The 23,089-nt window shown below is 56.6% G+C and carries 20 protein-coding genes and 1 pseudogene; 12 read left to right on the plus strand and 9 right to left on the minus strand.

What is annotated here, in order from left to right; all coding sequences use genetic code 11:
* The first annotated feature begins 1 nt into the window (after position 1).
* The 10 genes and pseudogenes from ASE07_RS18050 to ASE07_RS18100 all read left to right on the plus strand — a co-directional run.
* A complete protein-coding gene (locus ASE07_RS18050) occupies positions 2–1,555 on the plus strand; it encodes a class I adenylate-forming enzyme family protein (RefSeq protein WP_057292218.1) in 1,554 nt (517 codons plus the stop codon).
* A gap of 89 nt (positions 1,556–1,644) precedes the next feature.
* A complete protein-coding gene (locus ASE07_RS18055; protein WP_057292219.1) occupies positions 1,645–2,406 on the plus strand; it encodes an SDR family NAD(P)-dependent oxidoreductase in 762 nt (253 codons plus the stop codon).
* Between the two features lie 101 nt (positions 2,407–2,507).
* Positions 2,508–3,341 carry an ABC transporter ATP-binding protein gene (locus ASE07_RS18060; RefSeq protein ID WP_235548521.1) on the plus strand — a complete coding sequence of 278 codons (834 nt, stop codon included), beginning with the start codon at positions 2,508–2,510 and terminating at the stop codon, positions 3,339–3,341.
* Between the two features lie 8 nt (positions 3,342–3,349).
* Positions 3,350–5,305, plus strand: a complete 1,956-nt coding sequence (locus ASE07_RS18065) for an AMP-dependent synthetase/ligase (protein ID WP_200960968.1) — start codon at positions 3,350–3,352, stop codon at positions 5,303–5,305.
* Entirely contained in the window at positions 5,302–6,189 is an 888-nt protein-coding gene (locus tag ASE07_RS18070; RefSeq protein WP_235548522.1) for a branched-chain amino acid ABC transporter permease, read from the plus strand. The genes ASE07_RS18065 and ASE07_RS18070 overlap by 4 nt, the downstream gene beginning before the upstream one ends.
* A 3-nt stretch (positions 6,190–6,192) precedes the next feature.
* Entirely contained in the window at positions 6,193–7,245 is a 1,053-nt protein-coding gene (locus ASE07_RS18075; RefSeq protein ID WP_057292221.1) for a branched-chain amino acid ABC transporter permease, read from the plus strand.
* 75 nt (positions 7,246–7,320) lie between these two features.
* Positions 7,321–8,583 (plus strand): ABC transporter substrate-binding protein, encoded by a 1,263-nt coding sequence (locus tag ASE07_RS18080; protein WP_057292222.1) that lies wholly within the window; start codon positions 7,321–7,323, stop codon positions 8,581–8,583.
* A gap of 52 nt (positions 8,584–8,635) precedes the next feature.
* Positions 8,636–9,424 (plus strand): ABC transporter ATP-binding protein, encoded by a 789-nt coding sequence (locus ASE07_RS18085; RefSeq protein WP_057292223.1) that lies wholly within the window; start codon positions 8,636–8,638, stop codon positions 9,422–9,424.
* 737 nt (positions 9,425–10,161) lie between these two features.
* On the plus strand, positions 10,162–10,710 hold the full coding sequence (locus ASE07_RS18095) for a TetR/AcrR family transcriptional regulator (protein ID WP_235548525.1): 549 nt from the start codon (positions 10,162–10,164) through the stop codon (positions 10,708–10,710).
* Positions 10,704–11,933, plus strand: a pseudogene (locus tag ASE07_RS18100) (transposase); the annotation flags it as partial. The gene ASE07_RS18095 and the pseudogene ASE07_RS18100, both read left to right, overlap by 7 nt.
* Before the next feature lie 184 nt (positions 11,934–12,117).
* On the opposite strand, the gene ASE07_RS18105 reads toward ASE07_RS18100, so the two are convergent.
* Complete coding sequence (locus ASE07_RS18105; protein WP_200960969.1) at positions 12,118–12,531, minus strand: HVO_A0114 family putative DNA-binding protein; 414 nt, start codon at positions 12,529–12,531, stop codon at positions 12,118–12,120.
* A complete protein-coding gene (locus ASE07_RS18110; RefSeq protein WP_057292226.1) occupies positions 12,494–12,889 on the minus strand; it encodes a toxin-antitoxin system TumE family protein in 396 nt (131 codons plus the stop codon). The genes ASE07_RS18105 and ASE07_RS18110 overlap by 38 nt, the downstream gene beginning before the upstream one ends.
* Positions 12,890–13,431: 542 nt before the next feature.
* On the opposite strand from ASE07_RS18110, the gene ASE07_RS30400 reads away from it, so the two are divergent.
* Together ASE07_RS30400 and ASE07_RS30405 are read left to right on the plus strand one after the other, a co-directional pair.
* Positions 13,432–14,022: an IS630 family transposase gene (locus ASE07_RS30400; RefSeq protein WP_200960970.1), complete on the plus strand. Its 591-nt coding sequence runs from the start codon at positions 13,432–13,434 to the stop codon at positions 14,020–14,022.
* The gene (locus tag ASE07_RS30405; protein WP_268793443.1) at positions 13,949–14,458 is read left to right on the plus strand and encodes an IS630 family transposase; all 510 of its coding nucleotides are present in this window, start codon (positions 13,949–13,951) and stop codon (positions 14,456–14,458) included. Before ASE07_RS30400 ends, ASE07_RS30405 begins: the two co-directional genes overlap by 74 nt.
* Before the next feature lie 1,091 nt (positions 14,459–15,549).
* Here the strand turns inward: ASE07_RS30405 and ASE07_RS18120 are convergent.
* From ASE07_RS18120 to ASE07_RS18145, 7 genes are all read right to left on the minus strand, one after another.
* A complete protein-coding gene (locus ASE07_RS18120; protein ID WP_235548523.1) occupies positions 15,550–16,029 on the minus strand; it encodes a hypothetical protein in 480 nt (159 codons plus the stop codon).
* 13 nt (positions 16,030–16,042) lie between these two features.
* Positions 16,043–18,364: a hypothetical protein gene (locus tag ASE07_RS18125; RefSeq protein WP_057292228.1), complete on the minus strand. Its 2,322-nt coding sequence runs from the start codon at positions 18,362–18,364 to the stop codon at positions 16,043–16,045.
* On the minus strand, positions 18,361–19,902 hold the full coding sequence (locus ASE07_RS18130) for a site-specific integrase (RefSeq protein ID WP_057292229.1): 1,542 nt from the start codon (positions 19,900–19,902) through the stop codon (positions 18,361–18,363). The genes ASE07_RS18125 and ASE07_RS18130 overlap by 4 nt, the downstream gene beginning before the upstream one ends.
* Entirely contained in the window at positions 19,903–21,123 is a 1,221-nt protein-coding gene (locus tag ASE07_RS18135) for a site-specific integrase (RefSeq protein ID WP_057292230.1), read from the minus strand. It lies immediately after the preceding gene.
* A gap of 227 nt (positions 21,124–21,350) precedes the next feature.
* Positions 21,351–21,518: a hypothetical protein gene (locus tag ASE07_RS28930; protein WP_156396744.1), complete on the minus strand. Its 168-nt coding sequence runs from the start codon at positions 21,516–21,518 to the stop codon at positions 21,351–21,353.
* Positions 21,519–21,589: 71 nt separating this feature from the next.
* On the minus strand, positions 21,590–22,246 hold the full coding sequence (locus tag ASE07_RS18140) for a GNAT family N-acetyltransferase (RefSeq protein ID WP_057292231.1): 657 nt from the start codon (positions 22,244–22,246) through the stop codon (positions 21,590–21,592).
* A 199-nt stretch (positions 22,247–22,445) separates the two neighbouring features.
* Positions 22,446–22,835, minus strand: coding sequence for a hypothetical protein (locus ASE07_RS18145; RefSeq protein WP_057292232.1), 390 nt, complete (start codon positions 22,833–22,835; stop codon positions 22,446–22,448).
* Positions 22,836–23,089: the final 254 nt, after the last annotated feature.

The following is a 23,089-nucleotide window of genomic DNA, read 5'->3' on the forward strand; positions in this document are numbered from 1 at the left end:
ATTGCGTTTAGCAGATTATTTCGACGCGGCCGCGGCGAACTTTCCGCGGCATGAGGCCTTCTTGGATGGGCAAACGCGCCTAATCTACAGAGAGGCACAGGAAATGGTGCACGCCACGGCGCACGCTCTGGCCCGTGAGCCGGGTCTACGTGACGGTGCTCATATCGCGATTTACGCACCAAACGATTACCGCATCAGCTTGCTTCAGATTGCGGTCAATCGGGCGGAGATGGTTTGGGTCGCGCTACATACGCGCAATTCACCAGCCACCAATCTGGCGATGCTGCGATACGCCGACTGTGACCTGATTTTTTTCCACAGCAGCTTCGAGCATCTCGTGCCGTCCTGGAAGGCTGACCTGCCGCAAGTGCAGCGCTTCATATGCATCGATCGGCCGTCCGAGCACGGGGAGTTCCTGTACACCTGGTTGGCCGCACATCGCGAGCCGTACGTTGCCATGCCGGAAGACCCTCAGCGAGCGACAGTATTACAGCCGACCGGTGGCACGACTGGCCCGTCAAAGGGTGCGCTACATTCCCACCGCTCGCTGGAAATGACGCTGATTTCCATCTTCGATATGCTGAAGATTGACTGGGGCTCTCGTATTCTGGCCGTCGCGCCTCTGACGCATGCCGCCGCTATGATCACCTTGGCCGGCGCCACCCGCGGCGCTTGCACGGTGGTGCTGCCCGGCTTCGACGCGCAAGCGGTTCTGGCCACGATCGAGCGCGAGCGCATCACCCATCTATTCATGCCGCCTACCGTCGTGTACGCCCTGTTCGCGACGCCGCAAGTCGCGATGACGGATCTAAGCTCGCTACGTTGCCTGGCAGTCGGCGCCGCCCCAATTGCGCCGGAAAAGCTCAAGGAAGCGGTGAGGGTGTTCGGGCCAGTGATTTATGAGGTGTACGGCCAGAGTGAATGCCTGTTCCCGGTAGTAGCCAAGCAGCCGGAGGACTACATCCGTGCAGACGGCAGCTTCGATGAGGAGGCGCTACGCTCAGCCGGACGCGCCGTTCCCTATGCCCGCGTCGGAATCATGGACGACGACGGCAAGTTGCTCGCTCCCGGCGAAAAGGGCGAGATCGTGGTGCGATCTTCCATGGTGATGAAGGCCTATTACAAGAAGCCGGAGGAAACGGCGGAAGTGTCTGGATTCGGCTGGCATCACACCACTGACATCGGCATCAAGGATGCGCGCGGGCTAATCACCATTGTCGACCGTAAGAAAGACATGATCGTCAGTGGAGGGTTCAACGTCTTTCCGAGCGAGATCGAAGCCGTGCTCAACACTCATCTTGCTGTTCTGGACTGCGCCGTCGTCGGCGTGCCCGACGAGAAATGGGGCGAGGCGGTGAAGGCGGTAATCCAGCTGAAACCGGGCCATCAGGCTAGCAGCGATGATCTCATTTCGCTCTGCAAGCGCGAACTCGGCAGCGTCAAAACACCAAAAAGCATTGAATTCTGGGACGAACTACCACGCAGCGCTGTCGGCAAAGTGCTCAAGCGCGACATACGGGAAAAGTACTGGCAGGGCCAGTGGCGTTCAGTGTGACCGATCGAGCACCGCGTCGGTAGGAAGGGGCGGTCGACCCGAGCGGTCGTTTCATAGACATCTACCTAAGACAAAAAGGAAATTAGTACATGAACGTCAACAACAAAGTCGCCGTCGTCACGGGAGCCGCATCCGGCCTGGGATTGGCCACTTGCAAGGCCTTGTCCGCAGCGGGGGCCAAGGTGGTGGGCTTCGATCTGGATGGTGAGGCAGTGCAGGCCGCGCTGGGTCCGGATATCAAAGGACTGGCGGTTGATGTCGCCAATGAGGGCGATATAAAGACTGGCATCGACACCGTTCTGGAACTGCACGGCGCCATCCATATCGTGGTCAATTGCGCCGGCATCCTCGGCCCTTGCAAAACATTGTCGAAAGGCCAGATGTTCCCGACCGAATTGTGGGAACGCGTTATCGCTGTGAACCTGAGCGGCACCTTCAATATGGTCCGCCATGCGGCGCTTGCCATGTCGCGCAACGAGTCGGACGAGAGCGGCGACCGCGGAATCTTCGTCAATACTGCCTCCGGCGCCGCCTGGCAGGGGCAGATGGGGCAGGCCGCATACAGCGCCAGCAAGGCCGGCATCATCGGCATGACCCTACCAATCGCGCGCGACCTGGCCGAGCACGGCATCCGCGTGGTCGCGATCGCACCTGGGCTGTTCGATACTGGCATGGCGGCGGGCATGCCGCCCAAGGTGGCGGATAAGCTCATCAATAACATGGTGCTGTACCCAGCTCGCATGGGTCAGCCGGAAGAGTTCGCTGGCTTGGTGCGCCATATCGTGGAAAACCCTTATATCAACGCCACCACCATCAGTATCGATGGAGGCGGTCGGGTGGGCACGCGCTAGCGAACGTACTGAGATGGGCGCAGAATGAACGCTGGCCGCAGCGAATCCTTGGTGCAGGAGCCATGAGCCGGCGCAGCGCAAGAAAAACGACAGGAGACGAGATGAGACAAGGTATCCACGCAGCCGGGGGCGGCGTGAGCGCGCCCCGGGTTGCGGCGCAAGACGCGCCCGTGGTGCTGGCGGCGGAGGGAATTCGCATGGCATTCGGCGGCATCGTCGCGCTCGACAATGTGTCGGTCGAAGTCCGCGCCGACGAGCTGTTCGCCATCATCGGCCCGAACGGCGCCGGCAAGACTTCCCTAATGAATTGCCTGAGCGGATTCTATCGCCCGCAGCAGGGCCGCATCCTGCTCAAACAGCAGGACATCAAGGGCAAGCCAGTACACGAGATCGCGCGATCAGGGCTCGCCCGGACGTTCCAGGGCACGCATATTTTTTCCGGAATGAGCGTGGTGGACAACATCATGGTGGGCCGCCACATCCACATGCGTGCCACATTGCCGGAAGCGTTTTTCTATTTCAACCGGACCCGGCGCGAAGAGTTCGAGCATCGTGAAATCGTCGAAGAAATCATCGAGCTGCTGGAGATCCAGTCGATCCGGCATCAGCCGGTTGGGAGCCTCGGTTACGGTTTGCGCAAGCGGGTCGACCTCGGCCGCGCCCTGGCCCAAGAACCGAAGATCCTGCTGATGGACGAGCCGATGGCGGGCATGAACTCGGAAGAGAAAGAAGACCTCGCCCGTTTTATCCTCGACGTGCGCGAAGCCAAGCGCATTCCGGTCGTGTTGGTCGAACATGACATGGGTGTCGTCATGGATCTGGCCGATCGCATTGCGGTACTCGATTTCGGCCGCAAGATTGCGGACGGTATCCCCGCCGAGATCCAGGTTGATCCGGCGGTCCTGAAAGCCTATCTTGGCGACGGAGGAAAATGATGTTAACCATGTCAACGCTTCCGCAACTGCTCCAGCAGCATGCGGACCGGACGCCGGAGCGCCTGTCTCAACGTCATAAATATCGCGGGATCTGGCGCGATTTCAGCTTCGCCAAGGTCCAGGAAAACGTACGTGAGCTGGCACTTGGCCTGCATCGGCTCGGTATGCAGCGCGGTGAAACGATTGCCATCATCGGTGAAAACGAACCCGAGCACTTCTGGGCTGAATTCGCGGCACAGGCACTGGGTTGCAAGGCCGTCTCCCTTTACCCCGACCTGACAGCGGAGGAAGTTGCCTACGTTCTCGAAGACAGCGAAACGGTGTACCTGTTCGCCCAGGACCAGGAGCAAGTCGACAAGGGCTTGGCTATCAAGGACCGTCTACCGCTCCTGCGAGGGATCACCTATTGGGACGACACCGGCATGTGGTCCTATCGTCAGGATGTGCTGCGCACGGTGACCGCATTGCAGGAGGAGGGCCGACGCCTGCATCGCGAACAGCCCGAGCTGTACCGCGCTTTTTTGCAAGAGGGCAAGCCAGACGACATCGCGGTGCTTTCATACACCTCGGGGACAACCGGCAAGCCCAAGGGCGTGATCCTGAGCCACAAGTACCTGATAGACAATGCACAGCGCGTCATCGACGCTACCGGTGCCAAGCCGGGCATGGAATATCTCACCTATATCGCTCCGGCGTGGGCGACCGAGCAGATCATCGGCATCACGCTCGGCGTAGGCCTGCCCTTCGTGGTGAATTTTCCGGAGGGGCCGGAACAGGTGCTGAGCAATATCCGGGAGCTGGCGGTGGAAGCGATGGTGTTCGCTCCCCGCCAGTGGGAAAGCCTGGCATCGACCATGCAGGCGCGCATGCTTGATGCCGGCAAGATCAGCCGCAGCGTCTACGAGTGGGGCTTGAGTATCGGCCACGAAGTCAATGTCGCGCGCTTGGAGGGGCGGCCGGTCAGCACGCGAGCTCGCCTGGCATTCCCGCTGGCCGAGGCGCTGGTGCTGAGGCCGTTGCGCGATCAACTGGGCCTGACCCGTCTCCGGATTGCCGGCTGCGGCGGTTCGACCATGGCGCCGGACGTGTTTCGGATGTTCCATGCGATCGGCGTGCCTTTGCGTAACATCTACGGATCGACCGAGACCGGCCTGCTGACCATGCATCAGGGCGACTGCTACGACTTGGAAACGGTTGGGCACTGGCTGCGTGCCCATCCCGATGCCGATGCGCCGCTGGAATGGCAACTGACGAAGGAAGGCGAGTTGCAGATTCGCGGTGGCACGCACTTCCGCGGCTACTATCGCCGCTCCGACGCGTCCGCCGAAAAAGTCGTCGACGGATGGTTTTGCACCGGCGATGCGGTCACGCGTAGCAAGCGCGGCGAGTTGGTGTTCCTGGAGCGCATGAGCGACCTGCGGGGTCTCGCGTCGGGGGAAAGCTTCCCCCCGCAATTCGTCGAAACGCGCTTGCGTTTCAGCCCTTTCATCAAAGACATCATGACAGTCGGTGACGCCACGCGAGAGTTCGTCGTGGCCCTGATCAACATCGACATGAACGTAATGTCACGCTGGGCCGAGGAAAAGAACCTCAGCTTTTCCACCTTCACCGACTTGTCGCAGAAGCCCGAAGTGGCGGAATTGCTGCGCACCGAGATCCAGCGCGTCAATTCCTTCCTGCCCGCCCATGCGCGGGTTCGCCGTTTCGCCAATTTTCCGAAGGAGCTGGACCCGGATGAGGGCGAATTGACGCGTACGCGCAAACTGCGACGCGAATTCCTGGAGCAGCGTTACGCCGCCGTGATCGACGGTCTGTACGCCGGGGCCGATGCGGTCGATATCCAGATTCCCGTCACTTATCAGGACGGGCGCCAGGGCAGCCTGGCTGCCCGGGTTGCCATTCACGACAGCGAGACGTCGGCGCCGCGCCGCGGGGAAGCTGTCGTCCAGCGGAGGGTAGCATGATTATTGAGTTTCTGAATTACCTGATCAACGGCGCACTGATCGGATTGCTGTATGCGCTGATCGCCATGGGCTTCGTGGTGATTTACCGCGCTTCCAAGGTGTTCAACTTTGCCCAGGGTGAGCTGGTCGTGTTCGGCGGCTTCCTGGTCTGGTGGATGGTCATGGAGCTCGGCTTGACGATGTGGACCGGTTTGCCCCTGGCATTTGCCGCCGCCGTCGCGTTCGGCCTCTTGATCGAGCGCCTATTTTTCTCGCGCTTAGTAGGCGAATCGGTCTTCTCGATGGTGATGGTAACCATCGGCCTGCTGATCCTGATCCGCGGCGTCATCCTGGTTGCCTTCGGCCCCCAAGTGCGACCATTCCCCATTGTATTCCCGCTGGCGCCCATCATGGTCGGTGACCTGCTGATTCCACGCTCGCTGCTCTATGGGGGACTGCTAACCATCGTCATCGGTCTCGGCTTGTCCTGGTTCTTCAACAAGACCCGGGCCGGCCTGCGCATGACTGCGGTGGCGGAAGACCACCAGGTTGCGATGTCGATGGGAATCTCTGTGCGGCGATCCGTGGCCTTTGCCTGGGCTCTGGGCTCGGTGCTCTCGACCTTGGGCGCTATCGTCTATCTGAGCGGGAAATCACTCAACCTGCTGACATCGGAAATCGGCATGGCCGCTTTGCCTGTCGCACTCTTGGCCGGCCTCGAATCGATTGGCGGCCTGTTGCTGGCTGGGCTGCTGGTTGGCATCGTCCAGGGGCTGGCGATGGCCTACCTCGATCCCCTGGTAGGCGGCGCAGTGGGCTCCGTACTGCCGTTCATCATCATGCTTTTAGTGCTGCTGATCAGGCCGACCGGCATGTTCGGCTGGAAGACTATCGAGAGGGTATAAATCATGGATCCAGCAGGCGTATTTGCAACCAGCTTTGCACGGGATCAGGCGCTGATCCGCACCTCCAAGCAGCGCTTGGCCCTGGTCTTGTTCGCATTGTTCATGGCGGCCCTGCCGCTGCTGTTCGAGCCGCGCATCGTCGCTATCGTGACCACGATGCTGATCACGGCGGTGGTGGTGCTCGGCCTTCAGATCAACACCGGCTTGGGAGGGCAGATTAATCTTGGGCAAGCCGCGTTCATGGGCGTCGGTGCCTACACCACGGCGATCCTAGCCAGCAAGGCCGGATGGCCAATCTGGGCAGCGCTACCGGTGGGCGGCGTGGCAGCTGCCGTTTTCGGCTTCATCTTCGGCATGTCGGCGGTTCGCATCAAGGGCTTCTACTTGGCCCTGACCACCATTGCAGCCCAAATCCTGTTCCACTTCCTGGTGCTAAACCTACCCGCCTCCTGGCTGGGTGGTTCGGCCGGCATCACGGTACAGCCAGCAGAGATTCTGGGGTTCAATCTTGATTCGGACCGCTCTATCTACTACCTCTGCTTAGCAGTGACAGTACTTATGCTATTCGGGGCCTACAGCGTGGCGCGCAGTCGGCATGGACGTGCGTTTCTAGCGGTGCGCGACGACGATGTCGCCTCCGGGATGATGGGGATCAACGTGGTGCGCACCAAGGCGGTGGCTTTCCTGCTAGGCGCCTTCTATGCCGGAATTGGCGGTGGCTTGTGGGCGTACTATGTTCGCTTCGTCGCCGTCGACCAATTCACGCTGTTCCACTCGATCTGGCTAATCGCCATGATCATCGTCGGCGGCATCGGCTCAATCACCGGAGCGCTGATTGGCGTATTCGTGATCAAGCTGTCGCAGGAGATCATCATTTCAGCCGGTTCCACGATTGTGGAGCATGTGCCGTCCCTGGGCGGCGACATCGTCTTCGCCGCCATGAATATCTTCCTGGGAGCGATGATCGCCGGCTTCCTGATATTCGAGCCGCGCGGCCTGATGCACAGATGGCAAATCCTCAAGCGCTCCTACCGCTTGTGGCCATTTCCCTATTGAGAAGAAAACAGGGCGGCGGGATACGACGTCTCCCTTGTCGGTGCGTTTGTTCAATAACTATCAAGGAGATAAAAAGTGGGTACTTTCTACAAAAAGTTCAACAAGCGTCCGCTCCGTGGATATGCCTGGTTGCTCGGAGCGGGTGGCGGCCTGAGCATGCTACTCGCTGCCAGCGGCGCGCAGGCCCAGACCACCTACAACCTCGCCGGTTTGGCCGATTTCACGGGGCCCTACGCTGACATCATGATGGACCTCGCGGGCTGCCGCCGCGGCGTGGTCGACTGGTGGAACGCCGAGGTCGGGAAAGAACTGGGTGTCGCGCTGAAAATCAAGGATTACGACACCCGCTACGACGTGGCGCAGGTGGCAAGCCTTTGGCCGGGGGCTAAATCGGAATTGAATCCGATCCTGGTGTTCGGCATGGGCGGCCCGGATGCCGCCGCGTTGCAGGAGCGTCTGCCGAACGACAAGGTGCCGATGATCATGGCCACCGCTGGTTACGGTTACGGCTGGAAACCGAATCCCTGGGTCTTCAATGCGCGCCCCACCTATCCGCACGAGGCGACGGCTTTCATGGAGTGGTTCCGCAAGAAACGCGGCGGCGACGCTCCGCTGAAGCTGGGCATCATCTCCTCTGAGGCTTCCCCCGCCTACGTAGACATCCATAAGGGTATGGAGAAATACGCTAAGGAGAATCCGAAGCTGCTGGAAGTGGTCGAAACCATCTATACCGAAGTGCAGCCGACCGATCTGACTCAGCAGGTAGCACGACTGGTGCGCAAGGGCGTGGAAGTCATCCAGATCCAGACCAACACGGCTGCCGTGGTGGCGACCCGGCGCGCGCTGCAAAGTCTGGGCAAGACTAATATCCCGATCATGATGAGCGCCCATAACAGCCTGCTGGCTTCTGGCAAGGCCATTGGCGGTCTTACACAAATGGAAGGCAATTACGAAGCTTACGGCATGGCCATCCCAACCGAGGATAAGACCACGGCGCGCGGGTTTTATGAAAAGCTTCGTGACAAATACAAGGTCACTGCTGGCTACAACGTTGCATGTCTCATGGGCCTGAACCAGGCGATCGTGGCGGTGCGCACGATCGAAAACGCGGCGAAGGCGGTAGGCCCGACTAAGCTGACCGGCGAAGTCGTGCGTAAGACGCTGGTGACAACGCCGATCACGGCCGAACAAAGCTTCAGTGTATTGCCGACGTTGACCTATTCCGAAGAGGCTCCGTTTCCAACGCGCGGCTTGACGGTGAACATTGGAATGGTGCAAGGCGGTAAGTACACGATTGTGGATCAGAACGTGGCCGTTCCGATCCTGACCAAATGGTAAGACCTGCGTGACGCGCTCCGCAAGGGGCGCGTGAACTGCTTGGGAGAGAGACTTGCTTGAATTGAATAACGTGGAAGCGCTGTACAGTGACGTCATCCTCGCCGTGAAAGGAATTTCGGCTAAGGTTCCGAGAGGGAAATGCGTGACTTTGCTAGGCGCCAACGGGGCTGGTAAAAGCACAACCCTGAAGGCCATTTCGAACCTGATCAGTTGCGAGGACGGCCGAGTTTCAGGCGGCGGTATTTCCTTCGACGGGGCGCCGCTGACTAATCTGGAGCCGTCGAATATCGTCCGGCATGGCATCGTGCATGTGGCCGAAGGACGGCAGGTACTGCGGCACATGACGGTCGAGCAGAACCTTATCGTCGGCGGCCACATGGTGGGCGGAGCCGAGGCGCGCCGGCGTCTGGACCAGGTGTACCAGCGCATCGGCCGCCTCGCAGCTTTGCGCGGGCGCACCGCAGGTTATCTGTCGGGTGGCGAACAGCAGTTGCTGGTGATTGGCCGTGCCCTGATGGCTGATCCCAAGCTGGTGATGATTGACGAGCCTTCACTAGGTTTGGCGCCGCTAATGATCGAAGAAGTGTATGCCTTGCTGGCGCAATTGAAGGCGAGTGGCCTCACGCTTTTGATCGTGGAGCAGAACACGCGCGTTGCGCTCGACTTGGCGGATTACGGCTACGTGATGGAAAATGGCCGCATCGTGCTTGAAGGCGCCGCCGGCGACCTTAAGACGAACGAGGATGTGCGTGAGTTCTACCTCGGCCTGACCGTGGATGGTGAGCGCAAGAGCTATCGTGACATGAAGCATTACCGTCGGCGCAAGCGCTGGCTCGGCTGAGCTGGGAAACGGTAGAGGAGGAAAGCATGACCGATACGCAGGAGGAACTGGTTACCCGCTCGAAGCGTGACGCGGTGACCTATCGAGCCTGAACCGGCCGCATTACAGCAATAGCCTGCCGGCGGCGATGATCGATGCACCTTGCACCGGCGCCTGCTCGAACTACGCTCAGAAACATGCATCGGCGTGATCGTGCTGAGCGGTGTCGGCCAAAGAATTTTTTGCGCCGGGCACAAACTGAACGAGTTCAATGATGAAAAGGACCCTGAATTTTTCAAGGCCGTTTCTGTGCGGTGCTCGGCCGGTGCAAGCGATGCGCGGGTAGCCGCAAATCGTAATCGCACGCGTGGAAGGCATCGTGGGCCGCCGAGCTGGATGCGGCGATGGCAGCATTGACAAGCGAGATTGAGTGAATTGCGCTGCCTGCTGCTATAAATAATTGCAAGGCGGTGTCCGAAGAAAGGGTTCATGCTGTCTTGATCATTCCGGTTGATGTGGAAATGCAACCACGACGCGGCCAGCCCCGGGCTTTATAATTGAATCTTTGGTAGGATCTTTTATCAACAAATAGATTGTGAACGCACAGCGACAAGGGAACCAAATTGACAAAGGTAGGAAGCATCACCGAACGCGCTGAGGCGAAGAAGGCGGGCACTAAGAGGGGGGCTACAGCGCCCAGAAGATGGAACAATTTGGTCAACAGCCAAGACGAACAATACCAGTTGAAACGGCAGGCGGTGATCGCGGAGGCCGCGCGCGCGTTTGGACATCGTGGTTACCAGAACGTCTCACTGGATGAGATTGCGAAAAGCCTAAATGTGACCAAACCAGCCTTGTATCACTACTTCAAGAGTAAGCAGGAATTGCTATACGAATGCCACAATCTGTCGATGGATATCGGCGATAGGGCACTTGAAGAGGCCATGACAACAGGAAAAAATGGCCTCGAAAAACTTGAAAAGTTTGTGTTGATTTACATCCGCGACCTGGCGAGCGAGCTGGGGGCTTCGGCTGTTCTTCACGAATACAGCGGTATGACACCTAACGACCGCAAGCGGATCATGGCGCGCCGTCGGCAATTCGATCTGCGCCTGCGGGCCTTGATCGAGGAGGGCATAGACGACAAGACTATTGCCGATTGCAACCCAAAACTTGCGGTATTCTGGTTCATGGGCACGATCACCAGCATTCCACGCTGGTACAGGCTTGACGGCGATCACTCCGGCACCGACATCGCCCAAGCTTTCGTCCAGTTTCTAGTGAAGGGAATTCAAGGTCGGAAGTGACGCGCGCCTATCGAGGACGCGGATCGGCGGCGCATCATCCGGCCGTTCTGCTTGGGTTATTGATCTATGGCTACGCCACCGGCGTGCCGTCCAGCCGCAAGATCGAGCGCGCCACCTACGAATCGGTGGCGTTTCGCTACATTGCTGCCAACACGCATCCGGACCACGATACGCTGGCCACCTTCCGCCAGCGCTTCGGCAGCCAGCTCGAACAGCTGTTTGTCCAGGTTCTGGTGCTGGCGCGGGAAATGGGCATGCACAAGGTGGGCAAGATCAGCGTGGACGGCACCAAGATCAAAGCCAATGCCGGCAAACACAGGGCGCTGTCGTGGGGCCATCTGGTGAAGATCGAGAAGCTGCTGCAGGACGAGGTAAAGCAATTGCTGGCGCTGGCCGAAAGCGAAGACCGCAAAAATGTGCCGGACGGGATGAACGTGCCGCAGGAGATTGGGCGGCGCCAGGAACGGCTGGCGGCGCTGGGGGAGGCCAGGCGCAAGCTGGAAGAACGGGCGCGCGAACGCGATGCAATCGAACAAGCAGAATACGAGGGCAAGGTAGCGCGCCGGGATGCGCAGCGCCAGGCGGGCAAGAAGCCGCGCGGCAAGGATCCGGAGCCGCCGGCAACGGGGCCACAGGACAAAGACCAGATCAACCTGACGGATGATGAGTCGCGCATCATGAAGGTTTCCGGCGGCGGCTTTGAGCAATGCTACAACGGCCAGTGCGCGGTCGATACCGGCAGCCTGCTGATTGTCGCCACCGGCGTAACACAGGCGTGCAACGACAAGCAGCAGGTCATGCCGATGCTGGCCACGCTCAAGTCGCACGAAGTCGGATTGGGCTTGCCGCAACAACTGTGCGCCGACACCGGGTTCTTCAGTGCGGCCAACGTGAACGCGTGTGTGGACGCGGGGATTGAGCCGCTGATTGCGATGGGGCGGGAAGCGCATTACCCCGGACTATTGGCTCGCTTGACGGAACCGGCGCCATTGGCTGAAGATGCCGATGCACTGGCGCAGATGGCGCATCGTCTGAAGACGGGTGCGGGCCGGGCGGATTATGCGTTACGCAAGCAGACGGTGGAACCGGTGTTCGGCGTCATCAAGCATGTGATGAAATTCAGGCAGTTCCTGTTGCGCGGCATGGAAAAAGTCCGTCACGAATGGAGTCTGGTCGCGCTGGCATGGAACATGAAGCGCATGAGCACATTGAACAGGGCGTAACGCGAAAAAAAGCGGCCGGGGTCAGTTCAGTGCGCTTGTCAGGCGCAACATTCGCTCCGCCTTGTGCCGATATGCCTGTTTCGGTAATGCGCAACACCCGCAACTTTGCGTTCATTTCCCGTAACGCTGAAAAATTGAATTGAAAACCTGAGTCCGACAGACTCCTGGCCTGTCGTGCAGTGTTTCAATGGGCTTCGATTACCTGGTCGGTCGATTTGGTAGTAAAGATTCTGACGGTAAGTTCGCGCAAGCGCAAACGCGGTATCTTTGTCCGGCCTTCGCCGTTGACCATTTCCACAATCCCGGCTTCGACTAGCTTGGACAGAGTGCGACTGACATTGGGCTCAGCACGCTGAACCAACTCGGCCAGTTGTGCAACCGACTGCGGATGTTGAGTGTCGATAACGTCGAGAAGGTGCCGGTTTTCTTGATTCAACAGGCGTGTGACTGCCTCAGCCGATGAGAAGATCGCTTGGCCAGCGTCTTCCGATGGAGCGCGTTCGCCTTTTGCGACTGAGACCATTTCGTCGCGGAGCGAGCGCAGTGACCGGATACTTGGCTTACGTGTGTTTGTCATCATCTTCTCCCGTGTAGTCATTGGGGATTCCTAATTCCGCTGCCTTTTTTTCCACGGCGGCGAAGAAGTCGACCAATAAGGTGGTGGCGTCCACATATTTATAAGGCCGGCCCTTGTCGGTTTCGTCGCGGTGCCAATGGTCAGCTTCCATTGGACCGCTAATGAATCTGCTTCCTACGTGCGGCACCGGATGGGCGTTGTCGAAACCAAGAATGCGCGCTCCCTCCGGGTCATGCATGGTGAAGCTGTAGTACAAGCCGTGCGGCCTTTCTTCGTTTGGGTTTATTTGGTAGATCACGAAGCGTAGGCTATGGCCGGACGTGAATTCATAACTTGTATTGTTGTAGCTCAGTAGTTGTTCTAGACCATAGTCCGTCATGGAAGTTCCTATCTTGTGATGATAAGATATGATATCTTCCCTTTTGACGCAACCTGAATGTGGTCAAAACGGGCAGAGAAAATGCATATTAATCAATTCTTAGGTATGCTGTTACAGGAACGCTGCATTTTGATTTTTGCAATTCTTTCCAAATTAGTTAGTTGCGCCGACTGTCAAAGCGAAACCTCTTGTCGTGAATGAACAAACGACTTTCCTAAGCGAAATCTAGAACATTTCCATTCTGCCCTGTTTGATGCTATCGGGCGCGTCTATGTCAATCCACGAAACCGATTCCCGAAGAGTTGTGCAAGGGAGCGACCTATTAGAGTAGAGATTGTGGGAGCCCCCGACATGCAGTTCGAATAGAAGATACGCACCAATGAATTAATTGCATTGGTAGTGAGTAATTCTCCATAACAACACCGCCGCTTCAACAGCGGCGTTGGCTTGTATTGCCAGAACACTTACTAATCCGTACATAAGTATGCGAACGTTTATTGCTTTTCATTGTCTGAAGATCATGTGGGCGAGGGAGGCTGAAGATGCGCGAAGACGATGGACGCAAGCTGTCACATGAGACCCTGGAAGAACTGCGCATTCGTGCCGTGCGCGCCGTCGAGGCGGGCGAGTCCCCGGAGCAGGTGGTGGCGGCATTGGGATTTTCTCGACCACGTATCTATGAATGGCTGGCCAGTTATCGGGAAGGTGGCATTGCTGCACTACGCGCCAAACCCATACCCGGACGCCCCTGCAAGCTCGATGCCAACGGACTGCGTTGGGTCTACGACACCGTCACGACGCACAATCCGATGCAGATGAAGTTCGAGTTCGCGCTGTGGACCCGGGACATGGTGCGGGAACTGATTCGTGAGCGGTTCGATGTCCGCCTGTCCGAGGTCTCGGTCAGAAGACTGCTGCGCAAGCTGGGGCTGTCGCCGCAACGGCCATTGGCGCGAGCCTACCAGCGTGATCCGGTGTTGGTCGAGACATGGTTGCGTGAACAATTTCCAGCCATTCAGAAAGAGGCCAAGCGTGTGGGGGCGTCTATTTTCTTTGCCGATGAGGCCAGTGTCCGTTCTGATTATTCACAGCGGTACCACCTGGGCTGCGGTGGGGCAGACCCCAATCATTGAACGCACCGGTGCACGGCACACCTTGAACATGATCTCGGCCGTGAGCCCGCGGGGCGAATTCCGGTTCATGTGCCATGAAGGCAAGTTCAATACCACGCTGTTTATCGAATTCATGCAACGCCTGCTCCACCACCGCAGTACGCCAATCTTCCTCATCGTGGATGGCCATCCCGTGCATCGGGCCGGCGCAGTCAGGAAGTTTGTCACTGACAATCAGGATCGTATCCGCTTATGGCGCCTGCCTTCTTACAGCCCTGATCTCAATCCTGACGAACTCGTGTGGGCGCATCTGAAGCATCACAAGATCGGCAAAGTGGCCATCACCGGCCCTGACAGGATGAAGCAGCGTGTCATTGCATTCTTGCGCTCGCTACAGAAAACGCCAGCATTAGTGCGCGCCATGTTTCAACACCCTAGCGTTCGTTACGCCGCATAACATGTTCGGTTACTTTCTTCCGGCTTAGTAAATGCAGTCGATTCCCACTTCAACATCAAAACGGCAGGTCTTGCAAAACGGAGGGAGTCCATAGATAGTTTGTTGAAATCAGAAATACAGGTTAATGCCGCCCCCTTTCGTCGACAAAAGTAAAATTGGCTGAAACGCGTAAGTAATTTTAGCTACATATCCGTCCTTGAGAAGCTTTTCTTAACTCAATCAATCACTTACGCTGACGCTGAAATGCGCTGAGATCACATGGAAGACCGACTACGAAGTAAATTTAGCTACAAAAATCGTTTTCATCGTGCGCCAAAATATTCATAGGTATAAGCAGCATCATCGAACAAGCTCAATTGCGCTTCGCGTTGGTTCCGTATTGGTCAGCTGTTATCAGCGATGAACAGGAGTGCCTGACGATCTTTGTCTTTGACCCAATACGTAACGAGGTTTTGTCTCCTCATCAAGTCCGAGATAGGCTGTCCGTTCTCATACAACTGGACCGATGGATCAGCTTCATGCAACCCAATGAGTGAAAGCTGTCTCACCAAAGCATTGAAGTCGGCGTTTAATCTTGAGGCCGTAGGTGCCGATTTTCCGTGTTCCACGCGGGCGACCCATTGGCGCAGGCACCTGAAAGAACGTTGTTAGTTTTGTCATGCCGACAACGCACGTACACGAATCGCCAAAGTCAAAGCTACGAATAGCCAGAATTACTTCCCTCTGATACGAAACTCCAAACTTACTTCGTTTTGTGTGCCAGTAAATTTAGCTGAAAATCGGCTGCTACAGGGGGAAAGACCTGCAAAAGCTGTAGCCAAAATTACTTCCATCGACGCCGGTCAGCTCAATGTTAAAGCGATCATTTCCGTCAATACGGCTCAGACCGTACGCTTACGGAAACCCGTCGGTCGCATCCCGCCATATAACGCCTGATTGGACCGCTACGCCGTCTTGCGCGTGTCAACAGAAACGATGAGCGCGGGCTATCAGGAAATCCGACAGGCAGGTAAGGGGCGAACTCGGAAGTTCGTAATCTGACACATCCTGTCAGATCAAGTCACAACTAATACATATCATGCCGTGCATGCTCAACGTCGCTTCGTATCTGCTCGTTGGTTTGGATATTTCTCCGCTTGCATTGTCGATACCGTGGTATCCGGCATGGCTCCAAGCGCCGCAAGCTTTTCCCGTACATCACGATACTGTTCATAAAACTGCGCCCACTTGTTGAAGCCTCCAATGGCGCCAACCGCGCGCAGCATTGCCAAGTGCGAAGCGATCAGGAGCTGCATGTTGTGCTCGAGCTCGACGATACGATGTTCCTTTTGTTCGAGCGCTGCCGCGGCATCCACACCAGACTGCTTTCCAACACGACCACGCCACCGTCGATACTCGGTCTGGCGCTCCTGGTATTGCGCAAGCAGCTGGCTTCGCGCTTGGTTGCGGGTAATGGATGACGCCGCCGTGATTGAAGGATGCAAACGAGCCACCGCACGTGCAGTGATGGCCTGGTCAGTGGCGAGCATCATCTCCAGTATCTCTCGCATCTCGGGATCGTGATCTTGCATCGTATCTCCTCGTTCAGTCATCCAGCACTCCAGACCTCTTGGTTGTCGATAGATCCACACCGTCCGGGAAGACGCGTTCACCCGGCGCTGTTACAAGTAATTTCTGCACACCGGCCAGACGTCTTTCAGCATGGTCCATTTGGTTCTTCCAACCGAGGCTCGTTGTAGGCCGCGATTTTATCGTCTCGATCGCCGCTTTAAACTTTCCTTCGAGCCGCTTTAGGTTTTGCCGGTTTTCAGGCAAGTCGGTTGCCGAGAGATGGCGGCAATTCGCGAAGCACTCCAGGTGTTTGGGGCAGGGATCGACGGTAAACGAGTTCAGGCAATGCCCGTAAGGCGTAGCATGGAATCCGTCTGCTTCTACGCGCAAATATTCAAAAGCGGCCGAATCTCCCTCAGCCGACTGGATACGTCGGAACGCGTCCACAATCGGGCCATTGGCTTTTCCGGCCTTGATCATCCTGGCGACCGTGCCAGATTTCTCACCCAGAATGATCTCAACTTCATGCGGAATCTCTATTTGATCGAGTTCTTCCGCTAGACTGCGGTGATCGTATTCGTAGCTCTGGGCGACACTGCGCCGGTTAAATCTTTTCGAGATTATCGTATCCGCAACGCCCAGCCGGAACAGTTCGGTGTTTTGCAGGTGTCGCAGTGAGTGCGAATTGATGCTTCTGACTCTATCTTCGTCTGTTGCACCGTAACGCTCAAACAATGACGGAATACGCGTCGCATCTCCTAAGGCATAACCAATAAACAATGGGTCAGGGCGGCTCACTGCCATGCAACGTGTAATGTCGCATATCCCTTCATTACGCTCCTCCACAAGTGAACGCTTCGGTTGCAAGAACAGAAACTCCCACGATTGGATAGCGCCATTTTCCGTCGATAACGGAGCCATGTCGGATACCTTTGTCGGTGTTGTCGCTCTGATGTGTTCCTCCAGTTCTCCGACATTGAGATAGGTGTCGCCCCAAGACATGCGACGATCCCTGGCAATGGGTGCACCACCGGCATTACGGAACCACACGACCGTTTCACCATTTTGCATCTGCTTTTGCAAGCGGTTCCCAAACATATAAACCGCCATATCAAGCTTGCTCGATTCGCGTCCGTAATTCTTGTTCTGGTATTGATGCAGCTCCTGAAGCACACTCGGATCGAACGTCTTCCGATATCGTTCCAAGAACGAACTGCAGTCGATGTCCAGCCAGATCGGGTTTCCCGTCACACGTGTATATAGTTCGATGAAGGGAACGACATCATTCTCCCGATACCACGGCAGAAGACGCCCGGTCTCGCATTGCAACTTGAGTGTGTCCCGTAACGGTTGAGTAAGCTGCGCAACGCGGTCAAGCGTCTCGGTCAGCAGCTGACGGAACATGTCTGGTACCGGTTGCGTGTTTTCCCGGAGGATGCGGCTATCCGACTCTTCGGACTGTTGCTTCTCGGCGAAGTGCCGCAGCATCAATGACGTCGAGATGCCGCCAATCTCGCCGGCCGGCTGCCCTTTGGAATCCACATAGACTCGCTCGCGTTTCCAGTCGACCGGCAGCAGGGCGGCTTCTCCAATACGGAAGCCGGATATGACCATGGCACGAATCGCTGCAAACCGCAATTCGTCCATGAACGTGCGCGGCTTTTCGGTCATGACGATGCGGACCAATTCCCAGAACGCACGACGCTCCGGCAGTCGCTCGGCCCGCTTGCGTTCCTCCAGATTGGCACGCAGCTCGTCTTCCGACATGGTGTGCTTCGATTTCGACCTCCTGACCGGTAAGCGGGTTACGTCAAGCGTGGGATACATCTGACCAGCGTCACAGACATGATGCGCATCGAACACCACTTTCACGATGGCGACTACTAGGTCGCCCAGTTTTCCAGATGCCTGAATCGCCTTGCCTACTTGAATTGCCGTGTGCAGATCATCCAAGTTGAGTTGCCATGGTTCCTTGCCGACGCATGTGGCGATGACCCGTAAGGGCCGGACAATATGCTTGTACACGTGTGCTGTGGTGTTCCGCTTGAACAGCAATTGCTCGGCGACGGCTGCCTTAATTATGTCTTGCCAACCAGCAGAGAGCGGTTTGCTGTGCAATGGCTCCAGACCATTCGAGGCGCGCTCCATGTTTAGTATGGCCAAGGCCTTACTATCGGCTCCGAGATCGCGCAGGTAGTAGGTGGGGGGAGGAACGTCGGCTACACAGGCAGTTAGATTCCAACCCACTCCGTCTTGTGCGATTCCCTTGTCGTCCAAAGGAATGTCCCAACGAAGTCCTTTTCCCTCGGCCAGTGTTTGGCCAAGCTCGATGAAGGCTCGGTAATTTCGATTCATGCCTCTCTTTCCTCAATCTCGGTGATGACGATCTGTATCTCTGCAATTGTCCTTTGCAACTGCAGGTAGGCCGGTGATCGAGTGTCACCACGGGAACTTTGGTCGAAGAACAGCACTACGCCCCGCATGTCAGCCAGCACCTGTTCATGGAATGCTTTGTCGTGCACCGGCATGAACTTGCGACAGCCATAGCAGGAAGTTACTGGGTTATAAGGGCAGGCCGGCTGCCCGGATGTGCAGCCGCCGATACCGGCGATCGGAATTCCGTGAGGTACGGCCGCAATCTGTTGCTCGCCTTTCAGCTCTGCCAATTCCTCCGGAGAGATGAAACGATCGTGGGCTATTTTCGCGACGCGCTGGTACACGGCCGAGGCACCGAGAGCGCGGTTAATGCGCTCCGCATGCGATGCCGACGTGGCGTAATACACGAGCCCCGTGCTTGTATGCGCATGACCAAGGAATTCCGCCAGTTCTTCGTGACTTGCGCCGGCATCAACAAGGCGTTGTGCCGCAGTGTGGCGAAGATCTGTCGCCGTGCCGATGTCGTCCGAGTCCAGCAGCGCCCTGACGAGCGTGGAGATTCTATTGCTAACTTCCCAAGTCGATTCAACCTGGAAGAACTTCACTGAACCTGTAATACCCTCAGCATCCAAATGTGCTTTCCATTGAACGAAGAGCGGTGCCCATTCGGCCTTGACTCGCCGGGTCATAGGAATTCTTTTGCCACTGCCGCGTTGCTTGGCCATGTGGAAGGTCAGGTGCACCGCCGGGTAGTCAGAGATGTCATCGTTCCAAATTCGGACATGGCGAACGTCGAGCATCGCAATTTGAATCGGTCGCATTGCAAACTGGTAAGAACAGAGCAGCATTCCGGCATCCGCCAATTCGCTTAGCGAGGGGCGCGTTGCAGCACTTTGCGCCAACCGTTCGACGACATCATCCAAATGCCGGACAATCCGCGCTTCTTCGTCGACAGACAGAAATACATCGCCCGATCGGACACCAGCATATCTATCACTGACGGGTAAGGGCAGTGAGGTGTGGATGTAGGCCACGTAGTCGCTGGCCCAACCATTCAATCGATACGCACATAAAAGTTGCAACAGGTATTTGGCAGCCATATACGCGCTAGTCGGCAGGGCCCGTACGCGCAACGCTTTCCAGACCGAGCCAATCCGTGTGGGGCCGGCGCTTACGAGCGCCGTAACCTCTGCCTGCGTTAAGTGCTGTGCGGAGGCTAGGTACGCCGCTACAGTCCCGACGCTCAAGTCCTCGGCAACGATGAGGGCAAAGACATGTTTGAAGATGACGTTCCTCTCGGGGCCAAGGCGCGCAAAGTCCAGTCGATTTCGACGTCCACCGTACCGCAGCTCGAAAATCGCTTGGCCTTCGGGATTTCTGATCGATCTGATTGCATCATCAAACTCATCGTAGTAACGGAGCACCGAGGGCAGCTTGGGCAACGACGCGCAGAGGTGGGCGAGCACATCATTGTCGTCACCGCCAGCATGGAACCCTAGACGCTGTGACTTTTCCATTTAGCGTCCCTTCGGCAACGCACGTAGTAATGCCGCGCGATCATCAAACGCGTCGTTCCATACGGTAGCGAGACGATCTTCAAACACGGCACGTGCATAACGCGATGGCATCGCTGATGTCTTTGACCAGCCGAAGAATGTACGCAGCTTTTGAAGCGATTCCTCCAGCGAGTCGCCTTGCTGCAGCAGTTGATGCAGCCGCATTACGGCACTGGTATGGCGCAAGTCATGTGGCGTAACGGACCGTTTTCCAGCGCGATCGCTAAGTTGTTTCAGTACATCTGCCGGCAGTCGCTGCGAGACCTTCGTAAACGCCTTCGTCAGCGCTTCCGTTGATAGCGGCATATTTGCCTGCGAATTCAGAAGAAACGAGTGTTGCGGTTGGCCACGGAAGTTTTGGGCGTAGCTATCAATGGTGTGTGCCGTCGCCTCGCTAACAGGAACCTGTCGGATGGAAGCGGCTGTCTTAATCCCAGGCTTCGAATATCGTGGGTCGCTCCCGGTATCCTCATACGGGTTTTCCTGCACATTAATCCAATATCGTATCCTGCCTTGTTTTGGATCGAATGCGCTCTTGATACAGTCCACCGGCAATAGGAGTACCTCGCCGCGCCGCAGGCCCTGATGCAACATCAAGATAAAGGATACAAACACTCGCCAACGTGTCCGGCTTCGCGGAAACGGGTTCAGCGACGATTCCGGATCCAGCAACTCATACAGGGTCTCTACAGTGGTCGCCGGTAGTGATCGGATTGTCTCAATGGGCTTGGCCTTGTGTACATGAAGCTGTCGATAGAGCAGCGAGAGAGGTTGCAGCCGTTCCTCGATGCTGCGTATCAAATGGCCTGCCTGGCTCTTTGAAACCCATGTCAAGACCGAGGAAACGAATCCCAATCCGGTCTGCCAGCGCTTTTCGTCGCCCTCGGTGGTTCGTGGCTGGTTTCGGATCGATACGAACCAGGATTCCAGGATGGTGGCCAGCACGTCGTCGTTCAGAGTTCCCAACGCATCATCCAGCGCAGCCCATCCGAGCAACAGATCAGCGTGCTGGTAGAGATGTTCAATGTGTCGAAGCTTTTTAAGATGGGTGGAATCGGCCAGATGGGCAGCTGACATCGCCGACCAGACAGATGCCCAGTAACGTGGCAATCCGTATTCGTCGACAAGAGCTGGCCCGCGAAGATTGCGTGGTACCGAGTTGTCGAAGAGTTGGATAACCATTTTCGCACGTAGGAAAACGAGCAACGCATAAAAAATACCATTTATACAATTAAAGTTGCAATAGTTTTAAAAATTCACCCTCTAGAACGCAACACTTAATAAGGTGCCAGTCCGGACCATAACTTTATTTATGTTAAATAGATCGCACACTTTTTAATAGCGTGTCACTTTCCTTGCTGCTAGTTTTATTCACCGGTGAATAAAATCATTCCATAACAAATCTACTTTTAGCTCTGCTTCTGTACTTTCCGATTTTTTGGTGCCGCGGTACGTTCCAGTTGTTTTTGGCCCCGCGTGATCACGTTGCGGAAAATCTCTGCCGTGATGCGCATTCTCGCAGCATCGGCAATGCCGTAGCGATTTAAGGGATTGGTACCACCCTTTGAGGTTGTCATTCGCGTTGCCATCATTTGCCTTCGCTGTACATTTATCCAGTGTACCTGTTTTCCCCAAATCCAGTCCATTCCTAGGTAGGCTCGGCTTGATTCCGAGCAGACTCTTTGACGCCATGATCATTTCCATGCGAACGAAGGCGCTGCGCTAGCACCAGCTTGACAGTCGATGCAAATGCCTGTGCACCAATACGATAAGTGCAGTATGAGGTTACCGCATCACTGCCTGGCTGGACTGCATCAAATCCCTCCTCCGGTACCAGTTGCATGCCGAATGACCTGGCAAGAATGGTTGACCGTTCGTTTGACGCCTGTGATTGGATGTTGACGAAGCCAATTTTGGGGATTTCGTTGAAAAGAGCATGAAATGCCAAGGCCGCAAGGAGCTTGGCCAATCCCCTACCCTCCACATCACTAAGCAATGCATAGGCGAGATTGCAGCCATGCTTGCCACTCTCAGCACGAATATGCGTAGCCCAAGCGGCAGCGACCAGTTGACCATGCGAGCTAGCGGTAAAGCAGAATGGAGCTGTCGGCGTGTAATGCCAGCCAGCCTTGTTCACGGCATCGTGGCCTGGGCCAATGACATCGGCAAAGCGTTTGATGTTTGCCCACACCAGCGCCTGTGTGCGTCGGGAAAACAGTCGACGGCCCTCTAGGAAAATGGCAAATTCATCGAAATGACCAATCAGCTCCGGTGCCGGATCCGAAGCGTTCCAACGAATGCGCATGTGACTAAAACATCAAACTCGGGGAATGTGATACAAGGTGTCGCGGCAACGCGCCCAGAATGCTTTTCTGTCCATCGCGAGTTTCAGGTAGCGCTTTAGCGTGCGTCCGCCATAGCCAGAGCCAGCGGATATAAAGACCGCCGCGGTTGATTAACGCGCATTAAGGCTGCATCTTGCCGTTCCATCCGATCCAGTCAGCCTAAATGTCGTATCGGGCAAGCATGGCTTCGACACTCAAGGACCGTCCCGGTTGGGTGATACCGGCCGCTGCATCGCTGTCATCCCTTTTCTTGCGTCGGCCTGTTTGGGGAGCCGTCATGGCCAACAGCTGCTCACGCAGATGCCTGGCCAGGGAAATGCGCTTCTGGGACCGCTTCAGGTCGATGCGGCTGTGGTACTGAAAACCGTCTTCGAAAGTGATCTGGATCTGGCATTGACGTTCACCCTGTTCTGGCGCATCGCTGGCCCAGCGTTCCAGTACCGCGTTGGCTAACGCCAACGTACTGACACGTGCCTGTGCGACGACGCCGTCAATGCGTTCAATCAGAATCCGAGCGATATCGATTTTGTCACCATGTTCAATGACCAATTTCCATCCTTTGGCGCGCCGTTGCGCGCGTCTGCGGAAGCATCAAGACTTCCACTGTCAACCTGTTTACCCCGGCCAGGCAACAGCACAACGAAAAAAGCCCGCACTCCTTGCGGTATGCGGGCCAATCCAATTCCAGGAGAGTTGGAGGAGACCGGGACATCTTACCGTCCAACAGCACCGTCGTCTTCTTTCAAATGCGAATGACAGACATTCCCAAACGACATAACACTCGCCCATCACCGTTTGCACTT

It is taken from the genome of Noviherbaspirillum sp. Root189, assembly GCF_001428545.1.
Lineage (GTDB): Bacteria > Pseudomonadota > Gammaproteobacteria > Burkholderiales > Burkholderiaceae_D > Noviherbaspirillum.